Here is a 24,631-nt window from a genome sequence, read left to right on the forward strand (position 1 = left end):
GTTACTTTATACCGTTTTTTCGCCAATAAACTGCTTTTAAGCCCAGAGCTGCAAGAAAAAAGACAAATAAAAAACCGATAACGAAGTATCCGATGTGATAACGTTGTGACTGTATTGGCTCCCCAACGTAAACTAAAAAGCCTACTAAATCTTGCAAATGCGTATTCCAATCATGCTCAGGAATATCATGATTTAAAGTTTCCAGAATATTAGGCATTGCCACATCGGGAGTTACTCGATTGTTGGTACCGAAAGGTCTGGAATCATCTCTATAAAAACCATTTAGATAGTCATAGAGCCATGTAGAGCCTTTCTCCCGTGCAATCAAGGATAAATCCGGTGGTACTATACCAAACCATTGTTTCGCATCTTCTGGAGGTAAAGCAATGCGAATGGGGTCGTGAATTGTGGACTGCGTGAAAATTAAATTATTTTTTAATAATTTTTCGCTTATTTTACCATTAAATTGGCTGAAACCTAAACCTGATGCCATGTCATTATAGCGTAAATACTTCAATGAATGACAGCCTGCGCAATAATTCATAAATATTCGTGCGCCTCTTTGTAGGCTGGCCTTGTCTTCTTCATGGCCTCCTGCTGCGTTCAGGGCAATAGAAAATAAAATAGAGCACCCAAACCATAATGATAAAAAGAAAACATTTCCTTTCTGACTCATTATTGCCCCTCCAGACGTGTGGGCAATAAACGGGGCTTTTCAAAACGGGTATATAAGGGCATTAAAACAAAATATGCAAAATAGCAAACGGTGGCTAAACGGGCCAAGATCAACCGCCCCGGAGTCACCGGAATTGTGCCTAAATAACCTAATAAAATAAAAGAGAGTACCCCTAAGAACAACATCAAGCGTGAAGAATATCCTTTGTAACGCATGGAACGAACCGGGCTACGATCAAGCCATGGGAGAAGGAAAAGCAGCAATAATGCCGATCCCATACCTAGTATCCCTAACAGTTTATTAGGTATCGCTCGCAACATGGCATAAAATGGCGCCATATACCACATGGGTGCAATATGATCCGGGGTTATCAAAGGATTAGCTGGCGCAAAGTTATTTTGTTCTAAAAAGTAGCCGCCCATTTCCGGAGCGAAGAAAACCACAGAAAAAAATAAGATAAGAAAACCTGCCACCATAACCAAATCTTTAACCAGGTAATAAGGATGGAACGGAATTCCATCTACGGGTTTACCCTGTGCATCTAAATTATTTTTAATGTCTATTCCTTGCGGATTACTTGAGCCCACTTTATGTAAAGCAATAATATGTAAAAAAACTAAAAAGAGGAGCAATATGGGAAGAGCAATGACATGCAATGCAAAAAAACGTTGAAGCGTTGCATTCCCGACAGTGTAATCTCCCCTGATCCAGGTAACCAGATGATCCCCCAGATAAGGAATAGCGCTCAGGAGTGAGGTAATGACTTCAGCCCCCCAATAGGACATTTGCCCCCAGGGCAATAAATATCCAAAAAATGCGCCAGCCAATAGTACAATATAGAGGAGCATACCCAACAGCCAGACTAACTCACGTGGCCTTTGGTAGGAGCCGTAAAGTAAGCCCCGAAACAAATGTAAATAAATCACTATAAAAAAAGCAGATGCCCCCGTAGAATGCATATATCGTAACAGCCAGCCAAAATTCACATCCCGCATGATGAATTCAATGGAAGAAAAAGCTTGATCCGCGCTAGGAGTATAAAACATGGTAAGCCATAAACCTGTGATGAACTGATTCACCAACACCACAATAGCTAAAGAACCAAAAAAATATAAAAAGTTTAAATTCTTGGGGAGATAATACTCACTGAAATAATTTTTCCAGGTACTTATCAAAGGAAAACGTTCATCGAGCCAATTGAAGAATCTGTTCATTTAAACGAGCCTTAATACAGTACATGGCACCACTTCATCCTCTCAACAATAGCCATGAAAAACTGTTTGTTTTTCTTTCATCAGCCCACTATTGTCCTTAAGTTCATCAAGGTAGATATGGAACTTAAGCCTTATCCTCGCCAATAACAAGAGTGTGCTTACCTATAAAGTAATGCGGTGGTACTTCCATGTTAATCGGTGCAGGAACATCCTTAAATACCCTTCCAGAAAGATCAAAAGTTGATCCATGGCACGGACAGAAAAAACCACCGGGCCAGTTAGGACCTAATTCTCCAAGGTTAGGCTTGTATTTTGGAGAACAACCTAAATGAGTGCAAATGCCAACGAGGATTAAATATTCCGGCTTGACGGAGCGATGCTCATTTTTTGCATAATCAGGTTGTTGTTTGGTTAGCGAATTCGGATCACGCAATTTGGAAGCGTTTGTTGATAAACGATGCAACATTTCTTGCGTTCGCCTAATGACCCAAACTGGCTTTCCCCGCCATTCAACGACTACCTGCTCCCCTGGCTCCATCTTACTTAAATCTATCTGTACGGGTGCTCCTTCTGCTTGAGCTTTAGCGCTAGGTAACCAAGAAGCGACAAAAGGGGTTAGAGCACACAGTGCGCCGAGCCCGCCTAAAACACAAGTAGTCGTCAATAAAAATTGTCGGCGACCCTCATCGATGCACTTGTCTTTATCCTCATCAGGGTCGGTTATTTTCTTCACCATATATTTGCTTATCTAGTATGAGAAGCCTGGCGGCAACGGGATGTACCCGAAAATCTATGCAGTGCTTCGCGCAGGATCACGGCTTGGTTTCGCTGCGTCCAGGCTATCATAAATAAAAAAACCCCGCATCTGCGAGGTCTCTTAAAAAATAAACGATTAACGTTTTGAGTATTGAGTAGCACGACGTGCTTTGTGCAAGCCCACTTTCTTTCTTTCAACTCGGCGTGAATCACGGGTTAACAAGCCACGCGCACGGAGTCTTCGTCGAACTGAATTAGGATTAGGTTCAGCATCTTCAGCCAATCCTGTTTCGTCATAAGCAACTAACGCTCTAGCAATTCCTAAACGTACAGCACCTGCTTGACCAGAAACGCCACCACCGGATACTGTAATGTATACGTCAAATTTATTGACCAGATCAACGGTTTCTAATGGCTGCATCACAACCATGCAAGAAGTTTCACGGCAGAAATATTCCTGTAAAGTACGGCCATTTACTTGGATTTGGCCTTTACCTGGACGTAAAAACACACGAGCTGTTGAACTTTTTCTACGGCCAGTGCCGTAGTATTGCTTCATTTCAGCCATAATACTTATTCCTCAATATCAAGTTGCTTGGGTTGCTGTGCAGTATGTGGGTGTTCATTGCCAGCATATACTTTGAGCTTACGATACATCTCTCTACCTAAGGGATTCTTTGGTAACATTCCCTTAACTGCAAGCTCAATAATTCGAACAGGATTTCTAGCCTGTAATTTTTCAAAACTATCTGATTTTATCCCACCAGGATATCCGGTGTGACGGTAGTACATTTTGTTGGTGAACTTGCGGCCGGTAACAACAACCTTTTCCGCATTCGTAACAACAATGTAATCACCTGTATCAACATGGGGGGTGTACTCAGCTTTATGTTTGCCACGTAAACGACGAGCAATTTCAGTTGCTAAGCGACCCAAAACTTTATCGCTGGCATCAACCACAAACCAGTCGCGTTTGACTTCGTGGCTTTTGGCACTAAATGTCTTCATTAAATGAACTCCGAACCGCCTAATTGGTAATCTTCTATCATGGACGGGCGATTTTAACCAAAACAGAAACATCCTACAAGTAAAAAGGATAAAAATTTATTAACAATTTAATTAAATCTGCGTAAATATATCAAATTTAAAACAAGATTCATATAATTTTTTATATATTGTTGCTTGAGTACACTGGGAATTATGGGTGCAAGGATGTAGTTAATTTAAAAAGCGATTACATCACACCATTCCGGATTGGCGTAATCAAATTACTCTTGATCGATCAATAATTCTTCGGCAACATGACCGGCGATCAAATGCTTTTCTATGATTTCATCAATATCTGCAAATGAAGTATATGTGTACCACACACCTTCCGGATATATGACGATACAGGGGCCGGAACTGCAACGTCCAAGACAGCCTGATTTACTCACGCGCACTTTGCCCGGGCCATGCATTTCGAGTTCTAAAAGCTTCGATTTTAAATAATCAAAAAATGGCTCACCACCAGAATTGGCGCAGCATTTCTTGCCTGCAGCTTTTTGATTGGTGCATATGAGGACATGTTTGTTATAATAAGACAATGATTAATTTCCTATAGATTCAATTTTTGTTTTTAACTTCAAACCAGGCTTGAAAGTGACAACTCTCCTGGCTACTACAGGAATTTCTTGTCCAGTTTTTGGGTTCCTACCCGGTCTTTGTGGTTTATCCCTTAAAGTAAAATTACCAAATCCGGATAATTTGACATGGTTCCCATGCTCAAGCGCATACCGCAATTCCTCAAAAAAATTTTCGACCATTTCTTTGGAGGCGGGTTTGGATAATTTTAATTCATCACACAAGGTTTCTGCCATTATTGCTTTGCTCAATGCATTCACGATTATTCCCTCAATATGATTGAAAATTTGTCTTCTAACGTATTGATTATAGCACTAATTAAAGAATTGATCTCAGTGTCTATTAACGTTCGATTTTCATCTTGTAAAGTCATAGCCACTGCGAGACTCTTCTTGCCTTGGGGAGTTCCTGTGCCTGTATAGACATCAAATACATCAAAAGATTTTAACCAATTTTCTTTAATGCATGAACGAACCACTGATTCAATTTGCATCACACTGACTTCCGAATTCACAAGGAAGGATAAATCCCGACGAATTTGTGGATACTTTGAAATTGCTTGGTAGCGGGGTGTACTTTGTGCCGTCAATGACTCTAAATTAATCTCAAACAAGAAAACATCATGTTGTAAATCCAAAGCATCCATCAACCGGGGATGTAAGGCACCCATCCACCCGGCACATTGTCCATTAATTTTTATTTGAGCCGATTGTCCTGGATGTAACGCTTCATGAGCGGCCGCAATAAATTCAACCTGATTTAACTTAAGGGAGGCAAATAATGATTGAAGATCGCCTTTCAAATCAAAAAAATCATAAGCACGCTTAGGCTCGCTCCAACTGAGACCTCCCTGTTCTCCCATCAACAAACCGGCAATACAAGGACGTTCGGTAAGCTGTTCTTTATTCACATCAAAAACCACACCAATTTCAAAAAATTTAATCGCATTTTGTTGACGATGAACATTATAGATCATGGATGCAATCAAACCGGGCCACATGCCAACGCGCATTTGCGATAATTCAGATGAAATGGGGTTCAGCAATTGCATCGACTCTTTTTGAGGGTAGAGTTCTTGTTGTAATTCAGGATCTACGAAACTGTAACTGATGGTTTCATGATATCCTCTATGACTAAACCAATGGGACAATTTCGCTGCTATTTCTTCATTACTGCAGGTTGTTCCTGCCTGGACTTGTGTGTATATAGGTTGTGCATGTAAATTATCATATCCATAGAGGCGGATAATTTCTTCTACTAGGTCTTCATCGTGTTGAATGTCAAAACGATGTGAAGGAATGATCACATCAAGAAAATTATTTCGCTCTTTTCCAACTGTAATTCCTAATCCACTTAATAAATTTTTCATTTCCTGTAGTGAAATACTTAAACCAGTTAATTTTTTCACTTTGTCGGTATCAAAGGAGAAATGAATGGTTTGTGGTAAAAAGCCTTGTTCAACAGACTCAATCACTGGTCCAGCTTGACCACCCGTTATTTCTAATATTAAAGAAGTCGCACGCTCGAGCGCTTTCATCTGCAGGCCTGGATCGACGCCGCGTTCATACCGTTGTGATGAATCACTAAATAAACCGAATTTTCTTGCAACCCCTGCAATCACGATGGGATTGAAATAAGCACTTTCTAAAAAGACATCTTGAGTATGCGCCTGGACTGAACTTGCTTCTCCTCCCATAATACCTGCCATGGCCAAAGGCTTTTCCTTATCGGCAATCACCAGGACTTTTTCATTAAGGGTTAATTCTTGCCCATCGAGCAACTTTAATTGCTCCAGATGATTACTGAAGCGAACATTGATTTCACCTTTAATTGTTGCAAGATCAAAAGCATGCATGGGCTGGCCTAACTCCAGCATGACATAATTCATTACATCCACAACGGGATGCAATACCCGGATGCCACTACGGCGCAGACGCTCACTCATCCATAAAGGAGTCGTAGCCTGGGTGCTGATATTTCGAATGACTCGGCCACAATAACGGGGACATGCCTCAGGGCTTTTTAAATGGATTGACAATACATCATCAATGCTGGGAGGAGTCTTAGAAATACTTTTTTCCAATAAAGGTAATTGATTCAAAGCAGCTACTTCACGCGCAATTCCTAAAACACTAAAACAATCAGCACGATTAGGAGTCAAATCCACATCGATGACATGGTCATCTAAATTCAAGTAAGCACGCAAATTCATACCTACAGGCGCATCTTGTTCCAATTCCATGATGCCATCGGATTGCTCAGCCATGCCAAGTTCACTGACAGAACAAAGCATTCCCTGAGACAGTTCGCCACGCAATTTGGATTCTTTAATATTAAATCCACCTGGCAACCGCGCGCCAACCATGGCTAATGCCACTTTTAACCCAGCTCTTACATTGGAAGCGCCACAAACAATTTGCAAGGGTTTATGGGAGTTTATGTTAACATCACAAAGAGTTAACTTATCCGCATTAGGATGAGGTTTGGTACTAAGAACTTCGGCAACGATCACCTGGGTAAACTCACCTGCTACTGGACTCACAGCATCTACTTCCAGACCAGCCATAGTCAATTGGTTTGCTAGTTCTTGCTCAGTTAATGAGAAATCAACCCATTCACGCAACCATAATTTACTTAATTTCATTTATAGTCCTTACCACCTGGTTATACTTTTAAAGGGTCACACAATGGCGCCAACTAAGTGAGCGTCTGCGAGCAAATCGCGAGACATAGACAAGGAAATTTTTCTTAGTTGACGCCAATGCATTGATACTTACTGTTGTCATTGGAAGCTATCCACTGACATCAATAATTAAAACAATTTTAAAATTGACTTAAGAAAGTAAGGTCATTTTCAAACATCATTCTTAAGTCATCAATTCCATAATACAACATGGCTAATCTGTCCAATCCCATTCCAAATGCCCAACCTTGGTATTCGTCGGGCGAAATATTAACTGCTTTAAGAACATTCGGGTGCACCATGCCACAACCTAAAACTTCAAGCCATCCTGTAAATTTACAGGACCGGCAGCCTTTACCATTGCATTGGGTACATTCAATATCTACTTCTGCCGAAGGTTCGGTAAAGGGAAAATAAGAAGGCCTGAACCGCAATGCTAGCTTACGCCCGAAGAAATCGGCAAAAAGATCTTGGAGCAAACCTTTGAGACTTGCTAATGTAGCCTGTTTGTCAATTAATAAGCCTTCAACCTGGTGAAACATGGGGGTATGGGTTAAATCCGAATCACATCGATACACACGGCCAGGAGCAATTAAACGAAATGGAGGCTTACGTTCTTCCATCGTGCGTATTTGTACTGGTGAGGTATGCGTTCGCAATAGGCGACCATCACCAAAGTAAAAGGTATCATGCATGGCACGGGCTGGATGATGACCGGGAATATTTAACGCTTCAAAATTATAAAATTCAGTTTCTATTTCGGGACCATCGACTACATCAAAACCCATGCGACTAAAGAATTCATTAATCCGATGTTTTACCTGGGTTACCGGATGCAAAGAGCCACTCTCTTTCTTACGTCCTGGAAGGGTTATGTCAATACGCTCTGCTGAAAGTTTTTCTAATAATTGTTTTTCTTTTAGTTCAAGCATTTTCGTTTCAATCAAGGTACTGATTTCACGTTTTGCTTGATTGACTAACTGGCCTAATTTCGGCTTCTCTTCGGCAGATAGGTGCGCCAGGCTTTTTAAAATTTCTGTTAATTTGCCTTTTTTACCTAAAAAGTCAACGCGAATTGATTCTAATCCAGATACATCTTGTGCATTCTTAATGGCTTCAGAAGCCTGTTCTTGTATGGTGATGATATCCTGCATAATTAAACCCACAAGTAAAAAGGAGGCCGCAGCCTCCTTAAAATAAATTTTTTAGCAATCTAATTTGCTCATAGCCTGGGTAAATCATAGCCGAACCCAAGTTTTTCTGCTATAGATTTCCTGGATCAGGCATCGGCTTAACCCAGGCTACAACGAAAACATCATGTCGCGTTTCGATTAATTTGCTAATGCAGCTTTAGCTTGTTCAGCAATTGCAGCAAACGCTACTTTGTCATGAACAGCCAAATCAGCCAATACTTTTCTATCCAGTTCAATTGCGGCTTTTTTCAACCCATCAATCAAACGGCTATAAGATAATCCACACTCACGAGCTTGTGCATTAATACGAGTGATCCACAACGCACGAAACTGACGCTTTTTCTGGCGTCTATCACGATATGCATATTGACCTGCTTTAATAACTGCTTGTTTTGCCATGCGGTAGGTACGGCTACGGGCTCCGTAATAACCTTTTGCTTGGTCTAAAACTTTCTTGTGACGTGCTTTCGCTGTCACACCACGTTTAACTCTTGGCATTTTTCATTCCCCCCTTAACTACCGTGCAACATACGTTCTGCCAAACGAGCATCGCATGGCTTCAAAGTACCTGCTTCTACACGCAAATGTCTTTTTGCTTTGGTAGACTTTTTGGTAAGGATATGATTTCTATAAGCACCGCGACGTTTAATCGCGCCACTTGCTGTCTTACGGAAGCGTTTAGACGCTCCGCGATGGGACTTTAACTTCGGCATAACAATATACTCCGCATTAATCAGCTACTTACTTTTTTTGGGCGATAAGACCATCAATAATTGTCTTCCTTCGCGTTTTGCGTGCTGTTCCACTACAGCAATTTCTGCTGTGTCCTGCTGCAATCGCTCAAGAATCTTCATACCGAGTTCTTGATGAGCCATTTCACGACCACGAAAACGTAGCGTAATTTTGACTTTATCACCATGATTGAGGAAACGGATCAGGTTGCGTAGCTTGACCTGATAATCTCCATCTTCCGTCGTCGGACGGAATTTTAATTCCTTGACCTGAATTTGCTTCTGCTTTTTCTTTGCTTCAGCTTGTTTTTTACTCAGTTCAAAGAGAAACTTGCCGTAATCCATGATACGGCATACAGGAGGCTTGGCTGTTGGGGATATTTCCACAAGGTCCAATCCACTTTCTTCGGCTGCACGTAATGCTTCACGTGTAGAGATAATACCTGCCTGGTTCCCATCGACATCAATTAAGCGTACCTCAGGTACATTGATCTGTTCATTAATTCGTGCGCGATCACTTTCACGCTTAGTTGGTGCACTAATGGTTTAACCCCCCCTGTTTGTTATTTATTTGATCCTTTACGAGCAATTTCTTGCACCAAGGTATCACAAATTGTATCTAATGTCATCACACCCAAATCCGTACCTTCGCGTGAACGCACAGCAACCTGGTTGGATTCTACTTCTTTATCCCCGATTACTAAGAGATAGGGTACTTTTTGCAAAGTATGTTCGCGAATTTTAAAACCAATTTTCTCATTTCTCAAGTCATTGTTAGCGCGAATACCTCTTTTTTGCAAAATTTGTGTCACTTTTTTTGCATATTCATTCTGTTTTTCACTAATGGTTAATATCACAGCTTGTGTTGGAGACAACCATAAGGGCAGCTTTCCTGCATAATGTTCAATCAAAATTCCCATAAAGCGTTCAAATGACCCTAAAATGGCACGATGAAGCATCACAGGAATTTGTTTGCTGCCATCTTCTGCAATATATGAAGCATCTAAACGCCCTGGCATTGAGAAATCCACTTGGATGGTCCCACATTGCCAAATTCTCCCGAGACAGTCTGATAAGGAGCATTCAATTTTAGGTCCATAAAAAGCACCTTCTCCTGGTGCATCGACCCATTCAATATTGCGATCTTTCATCGCTTGCTTTAAAGCTTCTTCAGCTTTATCCCAAACCTCATCGTTTCCGACACGTTTTTCGGGCCGTAATGCCAAACGATATTTGATGTGCTGAAAACCAAAATCTGCATATACGGATTGAACGAGCTCCAGCATCATAGCTACTTCTGATTGAATTTGATCTTCAGTACAGAAGATATGCGCATCGTCTTGAACCATGTTTCTAACGCGCATAAGACCATGTAATGAACCAGATGGTTCGCATCGATGGCAGTTCCCAAATTCAGAAAACCTTAAAGGCAAATCTCTGTAACTTTTTAATCCTTGGTTAAATACCTGAACATGGCATGGGCAATTCATGGGTTTTACAGCATAATGCCGATTTTCCGTTTCGGTCACGAACATTTCATCTCTAAAATTTGCCCAATGACCTGATTTTTCCCAAAGAACTTTATCTACTAATTGGGGTGTTTTTATTTCTTGGTAACCAAAATCAATCAAGCGATTTCGCATGTAACGTTCGAGTTCTTGATAAATTGTCCAGCCTTTGGGATGCCAAAATACCATGCCGGGAGCAATATCTTGAAAGTGAAACAGTTCTAAACTCTTACCCAATTTGCGATGGTCGCGTTTTTCGGCCTCTTCGAGACGGAAGAGATAGTCAGCCAAAGATTTTTTGTCTGCCCAGGCAGTACCATAGATACGCTGCAACATTTCATTATTGGAATCGCCACGCCAGTACGCTCCAGCGAGTTTGGTTAGTTTAAATGCTTTGATAAATCCAGTAGAAGGAACATGGGGGCCACGGCAAAGATCTTCAAAATTACCTTGTTTGTATAAAGACAATACTTCGTCTTTGGGAATGTCAGCAATGATTTTCGCTTTATATTCTTCGCCGATACTCTTAAAATATTGAATCGCTTCATCCCGAGGCAATTCCCTTCGTGTTACTGGATAATTTTCTTTGCTCAGCGCCACCATTTTTGCTTCGATTAATTCCAAATCTTCTGGCGTAAAGGGTCTTTGGAAGGCAAAATCATAATAAAATCCATCTTCAATAACCGGCCCTATTGTGACCTGTGCTGAGGGAAAAAGATTTTTTACGGCTTGCGCCAGTAAGTGCGCAGCAGAATGGCGAATGACTTCAAGGCTCTCTTCTTGTTTTTCAGTCAGAATTACTAATGCACAATCATTTTCAATAAGAAAAGAAGTATCCACCAAGCGCTCATTAACACGGCCAGCTAAAGCCGCTTTAGCCAATCCAGGGCTAATGCTTTGAGCTACTTCATAAACAGTTATAGGCGCTTCAAAATGTTTTATACTTCCATCAGGTAATTTAATGTTTGGCATCATTTTATCCGTAAGCACTTTCTTTCAAAAAAAAACCCTGCATGGCAGGGCTTAAACCTTACTTAAGAGGAGTCCATCTCAAGCATCATCCCAAATGAAAAGGGGCGCTCCTGGAATTCGATATTTGCATGGTAGGCACGAGTGGGATCGAACCACCGACCACCACCATGTCAAGGTGGTGCTCTACCACTGAGCTACGTGCCTATAAAACGACCTGCAGATACATTGGGATGAAGTATATAATAATGTGGCATCACAAAGCAATCATTTCGATCTAGAAAAAGCCTATGTCACTCGATGCCCCTATTTTATTCAAGCAATGACCCTTTCCTGCCGGTATAAAGGTACTTGCAACAAAAGTTCGCTGACATTGTGTTTCACCACTTCTTTAAAGCAATGATTAGAGGCGTATACTTTTCGCTGCCGCTCAGAACTTGTTCCCGAATCCATGATTGTTTGAAGCGTTGCAAAATAGGTTTGGTATTTCAGTTGCTCCATGTAAGGTTTTAATTTTTCAAACCATTCTTTTAAGTCATCACGCATCAATTTTGTTTTTCCTTCGGTATTCATGACGAGCTCAGCGTCTAACCCATGGCGAATCGCCCTCCATTTATTTTCCCGTGACAGCCAATATGGGGGATAAGCAACTGACTCAAGCCAACTTCCGTTGTCTGCAAACCAATGGGCAAGAGTATGGATCAAAGCCACAAGAGCCACCGTTTCCGCAAGGGTTGCCGTGCCATCACAAACGCGAATTTCCAGTGTCCCAAAACCGGGGCTTGGTCTCATATCCCACCATAAATCTTTGAGGGATTTAATAGAGCCACATAATCTCAGCGTTTTATACAAGCTTTCAAAATCTTGCCATGAGCGTACATGATAAGGTTGACCTGCCGTAGGAAGAGCCTCATACGTAGTGGGTCGGCATGAAGCAAGCCCGGTATCGATTCCTTGCCAAAAAGGTGAGCTGGAAGATAATGCCAATAAATGGGGCAAGAAATACATAAAGAAATTATTAAAGCGTATGCATTCTTCCCCACTGGACATACCCAAATGCACATGAAGACCATAAACACTCATTCTTCGGGTCAACCATTGGTTCCTGTCAATTAAATCTTGATATCTGGCTGTGGGAGAAATGACCCAATCCGCATATCTGGAGAATGGATGCGACCCAGTTGATGCAAGTAAAATCCCTAATTTTTTAGTGATACGTTGAAGGTCAAGCAGCGTTGTATAAAGATCTTCCTCCACATCTTGCACCGTTTTGCATTTGGATGTATTTGCTTCTATGGTACTTAAATAAAATTCTGGTTTGATCTTCTCAAGATGAGATACTGAATTTAACACCTCTTCCGCTCTGGAACATAAGTTGAAATTCTCAGAATCGATAAGTTGTAATTCTACTTCTACCCCTAAAGTTAAAGTCCCATTGGTATTAAAGAGAATTTCATTCTCTGATGCGAATAAGGACTGAGCGGACTCTTGTTCTTGAATGGATAAGGATTCGTTGAGTTGACTTTGCATAATTAATCCTTCTTTTTATTATGGATTCATAGAGAAACATATTGGAAAGGGCCTTTGCTTTATTTTGGAAGGCTCTATACAGTTCGATTTAATAGTGGTGTACAATAAATATACCTTTAGTTTTCATGTCTGTTGAAATAATTCGTATACAAATCATTTTTAAATACTAATGGTTAAAGCGCTCAATTTCAACCTTGAATTTTTATAAGCCCCTTCCATGAATACAATGAATCACCAACAAATTGACCAAGAAAACCCTGTTGAAATAGAGTCGGCACAACGATCCAAAGATATTATTTTGGCACTACGAAAAATCATGCAGCAGATGGATTTTCATTCGCGAAGGTTAAATAAATGCTATGGAATGACCGTACCCCAAATCGCCTGTTTGTATGAAATTTATGAGAATGGGCTAATGACCATCTCAACCTTATCAAAAAAAGTATATCTATCCATGAGCACTTTGGTCGGCGTCATTGACAGGCTTGAGGAAAAAGAATTTGTGCATCGTACCCGTGATATTAAGGATAGAAGAATAATCTATATCGATATTTCTGAGAAAGGAAAAAATTTTGTTCGGGCTGCCCCCTACCTGCTACATAATCGTCTGAATGAAAATCTTCGTGCCCTAGATGAAAATGAGCAAATTAATCTCGCAAATTCCATTAATTTATTAGTGAACTTACTCAAAGATATTTAATCCAAATTTATTTTGCTATTTTTTGAGAACACTTAACTCATTTAAATTAAATCTTTACACTCGATACATTCCATTTTTCTAATAAAGTCCGGGGCTACTTCTACAAAATAGCCCTATTTAATTTGCCACCAACCGGATTTTTTACGTGAACTACTGGGGGCAATCACAGTCATTTGGCTTTTATCCGATAAAGTAATTAAAAATACATCATTACCATTTTTATCTTGTGATAAATAAGTGGCTGAATTCGCATAGCTATTGGATAAACCGATGCCTACAGGGTATCCCCCATTATATTTATCTGAGGCGTTAAATGCTTGGTCACCATTCAAATCAAACCGGGCATATTGGAAAGCGCCTCCATTTAAAAAGTTCAGCTCTAAGAGCATGGATTTAAAACCAAAACCGCATGAGTTAAGAGGTGGTGTATTTAAAGTGGCAATAAAAGCCCCGTTAATCAGATCAGGATTTGTGATTATTCTTTGGCCGGCGATAGGCAGATCAGCGAACCAGCCGACTTTATTCGTCCAATTTATGGTATTTGCCGTTGCAGTTATAATGTCTTTGGACAAACCGGAAGTGGTCGATTTAACCACCGTCAATGTTTGCTGCTGTAAGTCTGCACGCGTATAGGTGGTTGAAGTCAGGGGTTTATCCCATACACCATAAATTGTTTGAGTTTGGCTATTGGCTAAGTCAGACGTCGTCAGCAGTTCTCCCGTTCCAAAAACAATAAAGGTACCTTGATAACGGGGATAATTCGGGTTTAAAGTCACGATAGGGGCTGTTGTTATAGGCTGGGGAGTACCCACTGAGTCTCGGGCTTGAAACAATAATCGAGGACTCCATGTACTCGGATTATTTGATGAAACGTCAACTGCCCAAAGATTGCCTTGCAAATCCCCTGCATAAACTACTGTTATCGGTTGCCCTTGCAATCCATCTCTCTGGCCTAGTGCAACGGTTGACAGTCCTTGGGGTAAATTCACATTACAGGCTGAAGGAAATGCTGCACAAAGATCTATTTTTTGAATTAATGCTCCTGTTTGCGGATTTATTGCATAAAGTACCGCATTATTATTCGCACTATTATAACCATTACCAAAAAATACAGCGAAATCTAATGAAGTGGAGCTTCCGCTACTTATTTGCCCCACCTGCGGGATGCTGAATGTAAGACCTAAATCCGGATCTGTAAACTCCCACAAAACTGCGTTAGCCAATGCAGACTCCGTACTCAGGATAGCGGGATTGGTAATATCAAGAGCATAGATACTCTGGCCACCAGCATTTTCTCCACTGACGAGGATGGTATGCCAGGAACCATCAGAAAATTGGACGTCGCTACTGGTTGGAGAACCATTGGCATAAAACATATGGTTTTGATTATAAAGTGTAGAAGGGAGCTGGTATAGATTTTCAAATACCCCATTGGGAATAAAGCCAAACAACTCCTGCCCTGTAATTGCATTAAACGCATGAAGCATTCCATCGTTCGCCCCAACGTAGAGAATGGGTTGCCGATTCACATAATTTTTTGCAAAATTGACATAACTTGTCGTCAAATAAGGCGATTGCGGTGAAGAAACTAAAATAACCTGGCTGTCGACTATATCCCCAAGGATATGCGAACGGTTACGAAACGCTCCGCCATTTCTTTTTTCCAAGGCGGTATTTCCGCGAATATATTCCAAGCGCTGCTGGCCTAATGAATCAAATGGTTGTAATTGCGATTGTTGGGTTGCGTTGATGTTTGTCCACTCGAAAGGCACGCCCACTGAAGCAAGAGGATCCCAAGTGGCTATTTTGCGGTTTGACCACCCTGAGCCAACCACCATCGAATCGAGTTGTGATTGCGCCGACCAGTTTACCGTACTCGTTGGTACACCTGTATTGGGATCAAGCTTTATGGAGACCAAATCCCCTGTCCAATCTTCATAAGGGGTATCCCGGGTAGTAAAATTGGCTTGATATTCCACCGTATCGGTATTGATACGGGTTGAACTCACAGTGGATGCAGAAGTTGAGAAAGAACCATTTTGAATGTTTGTCAGGATCACATTAAAGCTATTGGAAAGTTGTTCTGGATTTACTGCAGGGTAATAATCACCAGAACCGCCTGTTACTGCAAGCGCTTTTAACGTCGCTGCAGCTTGGGGATTAATTGTAGGGTCAACCCCTGCGCCTAGACCAATAACAAAAGTCGTAATTCCATTATTCTTTAAATCGGCTATTTGGCTTATCGCATCAGATAATGCCTGACTATTGGTGGTGTTGAGCGTTCCATCAGCATTGAATGTTGCGGTCACCCCATATCCCACAGCTGCCGCACTACCGATTGGTGGCCAATATCTCCCCTGGAGATCCTGGGTTGGCAAACCATCTGAGATGAGAATGATGTATTTTTTTTGCGGGCAAGAACCACTCGAGGTGTTAACTGTTTTCATATAACTTGCCGATTTACTTAACATTCCCGCCAGGGGCGATTGAGTAGCAGATGCTTTAATTTCGGTGGTTGATGTTGAGTTGGTTTCCGGTTGTAAAAAGGGTGTAAATGCATTCAATGCATTGGCAACACTTGTGGTGGTCGGATTGATTCCTGCACTCTTCATGTTTACGAGAACATTCCCTGTATTAAACGAGTTACTGCTGTAATAGACAAATCCCCTTTCGACGAACATCACCTGTGGGGAAAATGGCACAAAGCCAGCATTGGTAGGCGATAACAGAAATTTACCTAAAGAGGGTGTTGTATTGTTATAGGTCATCCTCACATTGCCCTGATTGTAATTTGATATCGTATAATTAGGCGGGTAAGGATTTGACGGGCTGGGCCCGTTATATGCCAAGAAGATCCCTGGATATGCACTGGAGGTAAAAAGGATATCATTGATTGAAGGATCGTCGCTTGATGCCCCTATTTGCATATACTGACTTGAGGACACAACACCGGCTGCATAAAGCGCGGCGATGGAGGCGCAATTGCTCGCCACAGTTGAGGTTGCTGAAGGGTAGTTATAGCAAGGATTCGTCACATATCGATTCCCTGCAAGCGGAGTGTTCGTAAAAACAAAATTACTGCTTTGAGGGGACATATAATAAACCCAAGTATTATTCACACTGATACTGCTCGTACTATAGGATCCCAAAGCAAAATCTGTTGTGGGGATATAATGCTCAAGTATTGCCTGGACTGATTGTTTTGCTACATTTAATCGACTCGGGCTATTGTCAACTTTTTTTGTCCCTTGAATTACGGTATAGGGTGCAAGTCCATTAGCGTCGGGTCCTTGTAATGGGGGAGTAAAACCTGATGGGACAGTATAATTGACTGGGGAGCTTGATTCATAAAGCGAGGTCAGATTACTGGATAATGAACCGGAGCCTGTCATAATGGCCCCGCTAAAATTCCCATCCATGGATTGTGAATTTCCTATGAGGATCAATACCTGAGGATGAGTCGGACTGGCAATTACTAAGGGAATCTGGGGAATGGCCAATGACACAGCATAAAGGGATACCGATATAGACATCAAAACAGGGGTGAGCGCTCGTGATAAAGAACGGCTAAGGCAAAACTTTCTTTGTCGATGTCTACCCCTAAATATAAATCTGTCCATGATATTCCATTACCTTGTTGCGCTTGAAAGTTAATTGAATTTACAATGAGCATTACATTCATCAAGCTTTATTAACACCCAAAAGACTATTCTGTCTTGAGACACGCATGAAGGAAAGTAGTACTTATTCCAGTACGATCCTTTCAGCATTTTTTGTCTCCGATTACCAAAACAAAAATGGGTTACATGAATAATAAAGATAACCTACCTTATTTAAAATACAAGAATTAGACTTCTGTCACAATGACTTTTCATTACAAACCAAAAGTATGTGTTTATCTTGGCCTTGTGTCTAAAGTCAACTTTTGGAATGAACATTGAATTCCTTAGGGTGAATAAAAATTTATTAATAATTTATTGCTTAGTTTGCCAGACCAATCTTAATAGAATGGCTTGAATGGAGGGGAACCATTCAAGCCATGACATTTGCGAGGTCAACTGCTATGAGTTATACCACTTTTTCTTTGAATTGAACTTACGGTGATAATGTTCCATCGATATCACCTTTTCCATTTTGGGACTAGAAAACCATGCTGCAGTTTTCGAGGGTATTATAACGATATTGTTTCCACTGTCAACATATAATTTCTAAAGGAAACTTATAGTTTCTTTAATGAAGCATAATTTTGCGGGGTTTATTTCTTTTTGTTATAATTCGTTTCTTTTTATTTCAATAGAGATTACATTTGGATAAATTTAATTTGGCTACACAATTTGCAGGCCGTTTACGTGATGCCATGATTGCGGCAGGATTTAACTCCAAACGTTCCACCTCTGGGGTTTGTATCCATACGCTTTCAGAAATTACGGGTTATTCCGTACAAATTTGCCGTAAATACCTTCGTGGCGAAGCCATTCCTGATCCCCTGAAGCTTATGGAAATTGCAGCGAAGCTTCATGTTTCGCCAGGATGGTTATTATTTGGTGACGCCACGAATGATCAAATCGGTTTGCAAGAAAAAGTCTTAATTGATAAAAACTTACTTCAATATATCTTTATCAAAGCCTCTTGCCTTTATCGTGGAGATCTTCTAGAGCAGGAAATATCTGGTTTTTTAATGGGGTTAATTCATGATGTGAGCCTCATCAGTGCGGAGGAAGAACAAGCAAAAAAAATAATTGATTTGGCACTAGCTTCAGTTAAACATTTTAGTCACGCGCTGGAGAAATGATCAATCCATTGATGAGTCAAAATGAGTCTCCATACCTATTTCTTACTTTGATCCAATAGTGATATCATTGGTTTTTAAAAATACACTGAGTTTATATGTTACTCCACTACCTTTTTATCATTGGCATTTGCGTTGAAGCAATGACAGGTGCATTAGCAGCTGGGCGTAAAAAAATGGATTTTTTTGGGGTGATGCTCATTGCCAGTATTGCTGCGCTAGGCGGGGGTACCGTTAGGGATACTTTATTTAATACTTACCCCTTAACTTGGGTAATCCATCCAGAATATTTGCTGTATACCTCAATTTGTGCGTTTCTCACTATATTTATTGCACATTCGCTAACACGAATCATGAAAATATTTTTAATACTTGATGCCCTGGGATTATCTACTTTTGTAATCATTGGAACCCAGAAGGTTTTTAATCATGGTTTGTCACCAAGTATCGCCATCATTAGTGGTATGATTACTGGCATTTGCGGCGGTATGCTTCGGGACATCTTGTGTAATGACATTCCTTTAGTATTGAGAAAAGAACTCTATGCTGTCATTGCATTAGCTGGAGCAGTGTTGTTTATTACACTCGATTATTTTCATGTTTCAGAAAATATTAATGTATTGATAACTTTCTTTAGTATTTTTAGTGCACGTCTCATTGCTATATTTTTCCATATTGAAATACCAGTATTTGATTATTCAGAAAGTATCAAAAAAAGAAAAAGAAGACCGTAGAACAGGTTGTAGCTTGGTTGCTTGGTGCGGAGAAGATTCCTGGTTGCAAGCAACCAGGTAATTTCAAGAATGGACTTAGACTTCTTTTACTTCAAGAATACTTACTTCTTCAACAGGCACATCAGCATGTCCCATGCTTTGTCCAGTTTTTACTTTAGCAATGGCATCAACAACATCCATACCCTCAACAACTTCACCAAATACACAATATCCATATCCTTGCATGTGATCACCGCTGTAATTTAAAAAGGCATTATCTGCCACATTAATAAAGAATTGAGCAGTCGCAGAATGAGGATCCATAGTACGTGCCATCGCGATTGAACCACGCTTATTAGGTTTTGCATTTTTTGCTTCATTTTTAATAGGTTCACGGGTAGATTTTTGCTTCATCTCTGAATCAAGACCGCCACCTTGAATCATAAAACCGGCAATAACTCGATGAAAAATTGTGTTGTTATAGAAACCACTTCGCACATAATTTAGAAAATTTTCTGCGGTAGCCGGAGTATTTTCTGTATCTAATTGAAGATGAATATCACCTTTAGATGTACTAATTACAACCATTGTATCTCCTGTAGATTTAAATTAATTGATGAATCAAAAATAAAAAACATTTTACCTTTTTGCAGAACTATTATTTTTTTGGCACCAATAGGAATGAGCTGTCTTTCAATTCGAACTCTCATTGATTATTAACTGGCGCATTTTATCACAAACATCGTGCATCACATGAACATTATGAATACTTGCTAACGCGGTAAATAAATTTGTTTTTTGTTTTGCTAATTGATGCAGGTAAGATCGTGAATAATTCATACAAGTATAACAGGAACACTGGGCCATAATGGGTGACATGTCATTCGCAAAACACGATTTTTTAATTTGTATTCGTTCATTTTCATATTCACTGAAAAAACGTAACCAATTGCCTTCACGAATCAGTTCGCCGCAATACAACGATCCATGCCTCGCATTACGTGTTGGAGCAACGCAATCGAACATATCGATACCTTCCGCAACGACATCTAGTAAATCCTGGGGGGACATTCCTACGCCCATGGTATATCGTGGCTTATTTTCGGGAAGATAATCTCGCACCCAACGAACCACCTCCACTGTAGTTTTCATATCAAATCCTATGGTTTCACCGCCAATGGCGATACCGTCAGTATTCATAGAAGCAACGAAATCGGCACTTTCCCTTCGTAAATCTTTAAAAGTACCGCCTTGTATAATACCGAAAAGTGCTTGTTGGTATCCATATTGGGAATTGGGATATTTTTGGTGGTATTGAATCGATTGCTTTAACCAGCGATGGGTACGGTCCATAATATGACTGACCTCATCTTTAGTACAACTGTCAGGAGTACATTGGTCAAAAGCCATTATTATATCTGCGCCGATGATTTTTTGGGTTTCCAGAGACATTTCAGGAGTCATATGAATTAAGCGTTGGTTTGTTGGTATTTTAAAGTGTGCTCCTTCCTCATCTATAGTACAAATTTCTTTGTTCTTAGATAAACTAAATACTTGAAAACCGCCGCTGTCCGTCAACATAGGCCCATGCCATCCCATGAAAGGATGCATGCCCCCCGCTTTTTCAATGACATCCATACCGGGAGCGCACAACATATGATAAGTATTACCCCCTAAGATAATCTGACTGTGTGCCTGGTGTAATTCCTCAGGAGTCATATTATTCACGCCAGCACGTGTACCAACCGGCATAAATACAGGGGTGATGAACTCACCATGCGCAGTGGTGATTCGCGTCACTCGTGCTTGAGTGTGGGTGTGCCGATGCAAGACATCGCAAGAAAAAGTTTTCATCTGCTAAATATTTAAAATAGCTGATCATAGCCAAGTCATGTTCAGATTACCAGTATCCTCATCAGTTTCATTATTAAGTTTCATTTTTATATTTTAGGAAAAGCAGAGCAACCAGGGATGCAAAAGTTGAATTTACTTTATAAATTAAGTGACCGACTGGGGTTTAGAAAAGTAGTACAATCTATGATATCATCCCAAAAACCGAGGAAGCATGGTCCTGTTTATCCCCTATTAAAAAGGATACCCTTTATATGCCTAGCGCAAATTCTAGTTTATTCATGATTGATATAGAAGGCCCTGAGCTTACAACCCTAGAGAGGGAAATTTTAAAACATCCTTTTATCGGTTCAGTTGTCCTCTTTGCGCGCAACTTTATAAGTCCTAAGCAATTGGACCGCTTAATTCTCGACATACGACAAACTAATCCCCAGATTTTCATTGCCTGTGATCATGAAGGAGGTTTTGTACAACGCTTTTTACGTCAAGGGTTTCGCTCATTACCTGCATCCAGGGTTTATGGTGATGTCTATGATCTAAGTCCAGAAGTAGGTATTAAGCTTGCCCGTCAATATGGTGATATTATGGCTAAAGATTTACTCATGAATGGGGTAGATTTAAGCCTTGCGCCTGTTCTTGATCTTCATGATAGAAGTCTTGTGATTGCGCATTTAGATCGTGCCTTCCACTCTAACCCGGATGTAGTGACTTCTTTGGCCAATGCTTTTATTGAAGGAATGAATAAAGCAGGCATGCCATCAGTTGCAAAACATTTCCCCGGCCATGGTTCAGTCAATGCGGACTCCCATATTGCCATGCCTGTTTCTCTGGCCACAATAGACGAATTAAGGATGAAAGATTTAAAACCTTTCATTGACTTGATAAAAAAAGGGGCACTTGATGCCGTCATGCCTGCTCATGTTACTTATAAAAACATCGATGCGGCAAAACCTGCAGGTTTTTCCACGATATGGTTGCAAGAAATCTTGCGTAAAGATTTGGAATTTCAAGGATTGGTATTAAGTGATTGTTTGAGTATGACTGGCGCGGATATAGGTAATTTAATGACGCGTACAGAGGAAGCTTTAAATGCTGGGTGCGACATGCTAATTATCTGCCACCAACCTCGTCCTGTTCTTATGGAGTTATTACAAAATATCAGGGTTAACCAATCCACTGAATCCGCAATGCGTATTGCCCAATTTAAAAGTAAGATGATTCGATTGGCGCACCCAGAGAAGGAAGAATATAAGTCCTTCCTATTAAGTAAGGAACAAGCAAGCGATTCAAGCGCTGTAGGACATAATGCACAGTTCAATACTTCAAAAACGATTTAAATTCTTCCTGACTTTAATGGACTGCGGAAGGAAAAAATTGGCATTAGCCAGGATAATGACAAGGCCGACTTAAAAATTTTCCCGAAGCGTATTTAAACGAGTATGCCAAAATAAAACAATTCCCATAATCGCCATAAAAAGGAAGTACATAGCGCACCATCCAGGCATGGAAATGCCAAGCATCCTCCAACTGACCTCAGCACAATCCCCACTACCCCAAAATAAAGTTTTTACTACAGTTTGCCAGGGGAAATAACGGATTAAAACATCAAGCCCTGGCATACAAGCGGGTGCCTGGCTTGCTGGTAAGGATTGTAACCATAATTGTCGTAAAGCAAAAAACAAGCCCGCACATGAAATAAAAAATTGCAGTAAGCTGACAATGTGCGCTCTTTTTAAAGTTTGAAAACTGATTCCCATCACACCCAGTAATAAAAACACACAAATACGTTGCATCATGCATAATGGACAAGGATTTAATCCAACTACATATTGAAAATAAAAAGAAGCAAATAATACAAACAGGGTCAATGCTGCGTTAAAAGTTTGTATTTTTTTATAAGTCATTTTTTTCATGATTTTGGCAACATGTAGGATATAGCCGCTTTGAGATCCTCATCATTGCATTTAATACACGTTCCTTTTACAGGCATAGCATTCAATCCTTTTAGTGAAGACGCAAGTAAATCATTTAAAGCTTTCCCGGCTAACCGTGGTTTCCAATCTTGTTCATTCCTGAATTTTGGTGCTCCAGCAAGACCATCTCGGTGGCAAATAATACAAAATTGCTGATATATTTCTTCACCGGGTTCTTTCTTATTTTCTGTAATATTTTTTGTTTTATTATCTGCTAGCGCTTCACTTTGTAATGACACTTTACCTATGGGCTGAATTCTTTGCTGAATTTCTACCTGATTCAGTTCACTACATGCATAGGATGCATATAAAAAGCAAAACAATAAAATAAAATACTGCAATCTCATGCCCTGTACAACCTCATGATAATAATGGAGCATAATAACCAGAAGTGAATTTTTTTTCCAGCTGGATTAAAAATCAAATCTAAAAAATCATTTTGTTACCCGGAGCCAATTTAATTTATAATGGTTTTTTTAAAATTCATGAGGTAAGAATATGGTTCAAGCAATTCCAGAGGGATTTCATACCGTCACACCTACATTGACCTTTAAAGACTGTAGGAAAGCAATTGAATTCTATGAAACAGCATTTCATGCAAAATCATTGCATATTTTTCCCACATTAGATGGAAAAGGCATTATGCATGGCCGCATTCAGATAGGAAGCTCGATTATTATGATGGGCGATGAAATGGAAGGAGATAATTGCGCCCAAAGTGCTGAAACGCTTGGTAAATCCCCGATAGGGTTTTTTCTGTATGTTTCTGATGTGGACTCAGTCTTTGAGAAAGCTGTTGCAGCAGGAGCGCAAATTACCATGCCAGTCGCCGACATGTTTTGGGGGGATCGTGCTGGTCAGGTTAAAGATCCATTTGGATATTTATGGATGATTGCTACCCACACTAAAGATTTAACTGATGGGGAAATTAGAGAGAATGCAGCAGATTTCTTTTCTTCTTTTACAAAATAAGTTTTAAGGATTTTAAATGTCAGAGTACACTGAACTTGATGCTAATTTACTTATAGCTGATCCTAGAATACTTGCTGTTCCAGTAATAGAAAATCATGATCCAATGGTGGATATCATTAATCATCCGGAAATTAGCTATGGACCCTCTCCTGAAATCCCGAATAATACAGATTACACAAAAATGAGATTGACGGTTTTTGAAAAATTAAAGGAAGCGCAATCCTTATTACCGCAAGGATTACGTTTTTGTTTGTATGAAAGTTACCGGAGTTTAAGCCTTCAAAAATCCCTTTTTGATATACGCTATGAAAAGGTAAAAAACAAACATCCCTTTTGGTCTCACCAAGAAATTTTTATAGAAACTACACGTATGGTTTCGCCTGTAATCAATTTAGACGGGACTACAAACATACCCCCACACGCCACAGGCGCTGCTATCGATATTTACCTCATTAATGATCAAGGTATCCCAATTGAAATGGGGATTCATCCTAAAGATTGGATGGAAGATGTGGAAGGTACTCTATCCTTGACGGACTCAGCAATGATTACTGATGAAGCAAAACGGAACCGGGAAATTATGAGTCAGGCTTTGGAAAAGGTCGGTTTTGTGAATTACCCCAATGAATATTGGCACTGGTCTTATGGTGATCGTTATTGGGCCTATTATAAACAACAAAGTTTTGCCTTTTACAACAGTTATCAATAGAGAATAAGAGATTCTGTCATTCCAGATATGATGACAGAATC

25 protein-coding genes and 1 tRNA gene are annotated in these 24,631 nt (G+C 40.2%); 6 read left to right on the top strand and 20 right to left on the bottom strand.

The window, feature by feature from the left end; all coding sequences use genetic code 11:
- Window position 1: 1 nt before the first annotated feature.
- The 15 genes from BU07_RS0101995 to BU07_RS0102065 all read right to left on the bottom strand — a co-directional run bounded on the left by BU07_RS0101995 (window position 2) and on the right by BU07_RS0102065 (window position 12,883).
- Window positions 2–676 carry a cytochrome c1 gene (locus BU07_RS0101995; RefSeq protein ID WP_031563180.1) on the bottom strand — a complete coding sequence of 225 codons (675 nt, stop codon included), beginning with the start codon at window positions 674–676 and terminating at the stop codon, window positions 2–4.
- Complete coding sequence (locus BU07_RS0102000; RefSeq protein WP_031563183.1) at window positions 676–1,890, bottom strand: cytochrome b; 1,215 nt, start codon at window positions 1,888–1,890, stop codon at window positions 676–678. The genes BU07_RS0101995 and BU07_RS0102000 overlap by 1 nt, the downstream gene beginning before the upstream one ends.
- 124 nt (window positions 1,891–2,014) lie before the next feature.
- The gene (gene petA / locus BU07_RS0102005; protein WP_031563186.1) at window positions 2,015–2,626 is read right to left on the bottom strand and encodes a ubiquinol-cytochrome c reductase iron-sulfur subunit; all 612 of its coding nucleotides are present in this window, start codon (window positions 2,624–2,626) and stop codon (window positions 2,015–2,017) included.
- 156 nt (window positions 2,627–2,782) lie between these two features.
- Entirely contained in the window at window positions 2,783–3,214 is a 432-nt protein-coding gene (rpsI, locus tag BU07_RS0102010) for a 30S ribosomal protein S9 (protein ID WP_031563189.1), read from the bottom strand.
- 5 nt (window positions 3,215–3,219) lie between these two features.
- Entirely contained in the window at window positions 3,220–3,654 is a 435-nt protein-coding gene (rplM, locus tag BU07_RS0102015; protein ID WP_031563190.1) for a 50S ribosomal protein L13, read from the bottom strand.
- 260 nt (window positions 3,655–3,914) lie between these two features.
- Window positions 3,915–4,232 carry a (2Fe-2S) ferredoxin domain-containing protein gene (locus BU07_RS0102020; protein ID WP_031563192.1) on the bottom strand — a complete coding sequence of 106 codons (318 nt, stop codon included), beginning with the start codon at window positions 4,230–4,232 and terminating at the stop codon, window positions 3,915–3,917.
- A 3-nt stretch (window positions 4,233–4,235) separates the two neighbouring features.
- The gene (locus tag BU07_RS0102025; RefSeq protein WP_031563194.1) at window positions 4,236–4,529 is read right to left on the bottom strand and encodes an integration host factor subunit alpha; all 294 of its coding nucleotides are present in this window, start codon (window positions 4,527–4,529) and stop codon (window positions 4,236–4,238) included.
- A gap of 2 nt (window positions 4,530–4,531) precedes the next feature.
- Window positions 4,532–6,913, bottom strand: a complete 2,382-nt coding sequence (gene pheT, locus BU07_RS0102030) for a phenylalanine--tRNA ligase subunit beta (RefSeq protein WP_031563197.1) — start codon at window positions 6,911–6,913, stop codon at window positions 4,532–4,534.
- 179 nt (window positions 6,914–7,092) lie between these two features.
- Window positions 7,093–8,106 carry a phenylalanine--tRNA ligase subunit alpha gene (gene pheS / locus BU07_RS0102035; protein ID WP_031563199.1) on the bottom strand — a complete coding sequence of 338 codons (1,014 nt, stop codon included), beginning with the start codon at window positions 8,104–8,106 and terminating at the stop codon, window positions 7,093–7,095.
- A 177-nt stretch (window positions 8,107–8,283) separates the two neighbouring features.
- Complete coding sequence (gene rplT, locus BU07_RS0102040) at window positions 8,284–8,643, bottom strand: 50S ribosomal protein L20 (RefSeq protein ID WP_031563200.1); 360 nt, start codon at window positions 8,641–8,643, stop codon at window positions 8,284–8,286.
- 14 nt (window positions 8,644–8,657) lie between these two features.
- Complete coding sequence (rpmI, locus tag BU07_RS0102045; protein WP_019234612.1) at window positions 8,658–8,858, bottom strand: 50S ribosomal protein L35; 201 nt, start codon at window positions 8,856–8,858, stop codon at window positions 8,658–8,660.
- Between the two features lie 24 nt (window positions 8,859–8,882).
- A complete protein-coding gene (gene infC / locus BU07_RS16610) occupies window positions 8,883–9,419 on the bottom strand; it encodes a translation initiation factor IF-3 (protein WP_035898927.1) in 537 nt (178 codons plus the stop codon).
- Between the two features lie 20 nt (window positions 9,420–9,439).
- Window positions 9,440–11,356 (bottom strand): threonine--tRNA ligase, encoded by a 1,917-nt coding sequence (gene thrS, locus BU07_RS0102055; protein WP_031563207.1) that lies wholly within the window; start codon window positions 11,354–11,356, stop codon window positions 9,440–9,442.
- A 129-nt stretch (window positions 11,357–11,485) separates the two neighbouring features.
- Window positions 11,486–11,560: transfer RNA gene (locus tag BU07_RS0102060), tRNA-Val, on the bottom strand.
- 108 nt (window positions 11,561–11,668) lie between these two features.
- Window positions 11,669–12,883 carry a carboxylate-amine ligase gene (locus BU07_RS0102065; RefSeq protein ID WP_031563209.1) on the bottom strand — a complete coding sequence of 405 codons (1,215 nt, stop codon included), beginning with the start codon at window positions 12,881–12,883 and terminating at the stop codon, window positions 11,669–11,671.
- Window positions 12,884–13,109: 226 nt separating this feature from the next.
- Between BU07_RS0102065 and BU07_RS0102070 the strand changes: the two genes are divergently transcribed.
- The gene (locus BU07_RS0102070) at window positions 13,110–13,583 is read left to right on the top strand and encodes a MarR family winged helix-turn-helix transcriptional regulator (RefSeq protein WP_242601862.1); all 474 of its coding nucleotides are present in this window, start codon (window positions 13,110–13,112) and stop codon (window positions 13,581–13,583) included.
- A 113-nt stretch (window positions 13,584–13,696) separates the two neighbouring features.
- Here the strand turns inward: BU07_RS0102070 and BU07_RS0102075 are convergent, their stop codons facing one another.
- Window positions 13,697–17,116: a pilus assembly protein gene (locus BU07_RS0102075; protein ID WP_423202574.1), complete on the bottom strand. Its 3,420-nt coding sequence runs from the start codon at window positions 17,114–17,116 to the stop codon at window positions 13,697–13,699.
- Between the two features lie 773 nt (window positions 17,117–17,889).
- Between BU07_RS0102075 and BU07_RS0102085 the strand changes: the two genes are divergently transcribed.
- Window positions 17,890–18,375 (top strand): helix-turn-helix domain-containing protein, encoded by a 486-nt coding sequence (locus BU07_RS0102085; protein WP_031563217.1) that lies wholly within the window; start codon window positions 17,890–17,892, stop codon window positions 18,373–18,375.
- Window positions 18,376–18,470: 95 nt separating this feature from the next.
- Complete coding sequence (locus BU07_RS0102090; protein ID WP_031563219.1) at window positions 18,471–19,106, top strand: trimeric intracellular cation channel family protein; 636 nt, start codon at window positions 18,471–18,473, stop codon at window positions 19,104–19,106.
- A 75-nt stretch (window positions 19,107–19,181) separates the two neighbouring features.
- On the opposite strand, the gene BU07_RS0102095 is transcribed toward BU07_RS0102090, so the two are convergent.
- Window positions 19,182–19,673 (bottom strand): peptidylprolyl isomerase, encoded by a 492-nt coding sequence (locus BU07_RS0102095; protein WP_031563221.1) that lies wholly within the window; start codon window positions 19,671–19,673, stop codon window positions 19,182–19,184.
- A 105-nt stretch (window positions 19,674–19,778) separates the two neighbouring features.
- Entirely contained in the window at window positions 19,779–20,939 is a 1,161-nt protein-coding gene (tgt, locus tag BU07_RS0102105; RefSeq protein WP_031563224.1) for a tRNA guanosine(34) transglycosylase Tgt, read from the bottom strand.
- A 251-nt stretch (window positions 20,940–21,190) separates the two neighbouring features.
- Between tgt and nagZ the strand changes: the two genes are divergently transcribed.
- Entirely contained in the window at window positions 21,191–22,273 is a 1,083-nt protein-coding gene (nagZ, locus tag BU07_RS0102110; protein WP_031563226.1) for a beta-N-acetylhexosaminidase, read from the top strand.
- Between the two features lie 69 nt (window positions 22,274–22,342).
- Here nagZ and BU07_RS0102115 read toward each other — a convergent pair whose 3' ends face one another.
- Both BU07_RS0102115 and BU07_RS0102120 read right to left on the bottom strand, forming a co-directional pair.
- Complete coding sequence (locus BU07_RS0102115) at window positions 22,343–22,849, bottom strand: disulfide bond formation protein B (protein ID WP_031563229.1); 507 nt, start codon at window positions 22,847–22,849, stop codon at window positions 22,343–22,345.
- Window positions 22,846–23,256 (bottom strand): c-type cytochrome, encoded by a 411-nt coding sequence (locus BU07_RS0102120; protein ID WP_031563231.1) that lies wholly within the window; start codon window positions 23,254–23,256, stop codon window positions 22,846–22,848. Before BU07_RS0102120 ends, BU07_RS0102115 begins: the two co-directional genes overlap by 4 nt.
- Before the next feature lie 151 nt (window positions 23,257–23,407).
- On the opposite strand from BU07_RS0102120, the gene BU07_RS0102125 reads away from it, so the two are divergent.
- A complete protein-coding gene (locus BU07_RS0102125) occupies window positions 23,408–23,881 on the top strand; it encodes a VOC family protein (RefSeq protein ID WP_031563233.1) in 474 nt (157 codons plus the stop codon).
- A 16-nt stretch (window positions 23,882–23,897) separates the two neighbouring features.
- The gene (locus tag BU07_RS0102130) at window positions 23,898–24,590 is read left to right on the top strand and encodes a M15 family metallopeptidase (protein ID WP_031563236.1); all 693 of its coding nucleotides are present in this window, start codon (window positions 23,898–23,900) and stop codon (window positions 24,588–24,590) included.
- The last annotated feature ends 41 nt before the right edge of the window (window positions 24,591–24,631 follow it).

The organism is Legionella wadsworthii DSM 21896 = ATCC 33877, from assembly GCF_000701265.1.
In the GTDB taxonomy this organism is placed as follows: domain Bacteria; phylum Pseudomonadota; class Gammaproteobacteria; order Legionellales; family Legionellaceae; genus Legionella; species Legionella wadsworthii.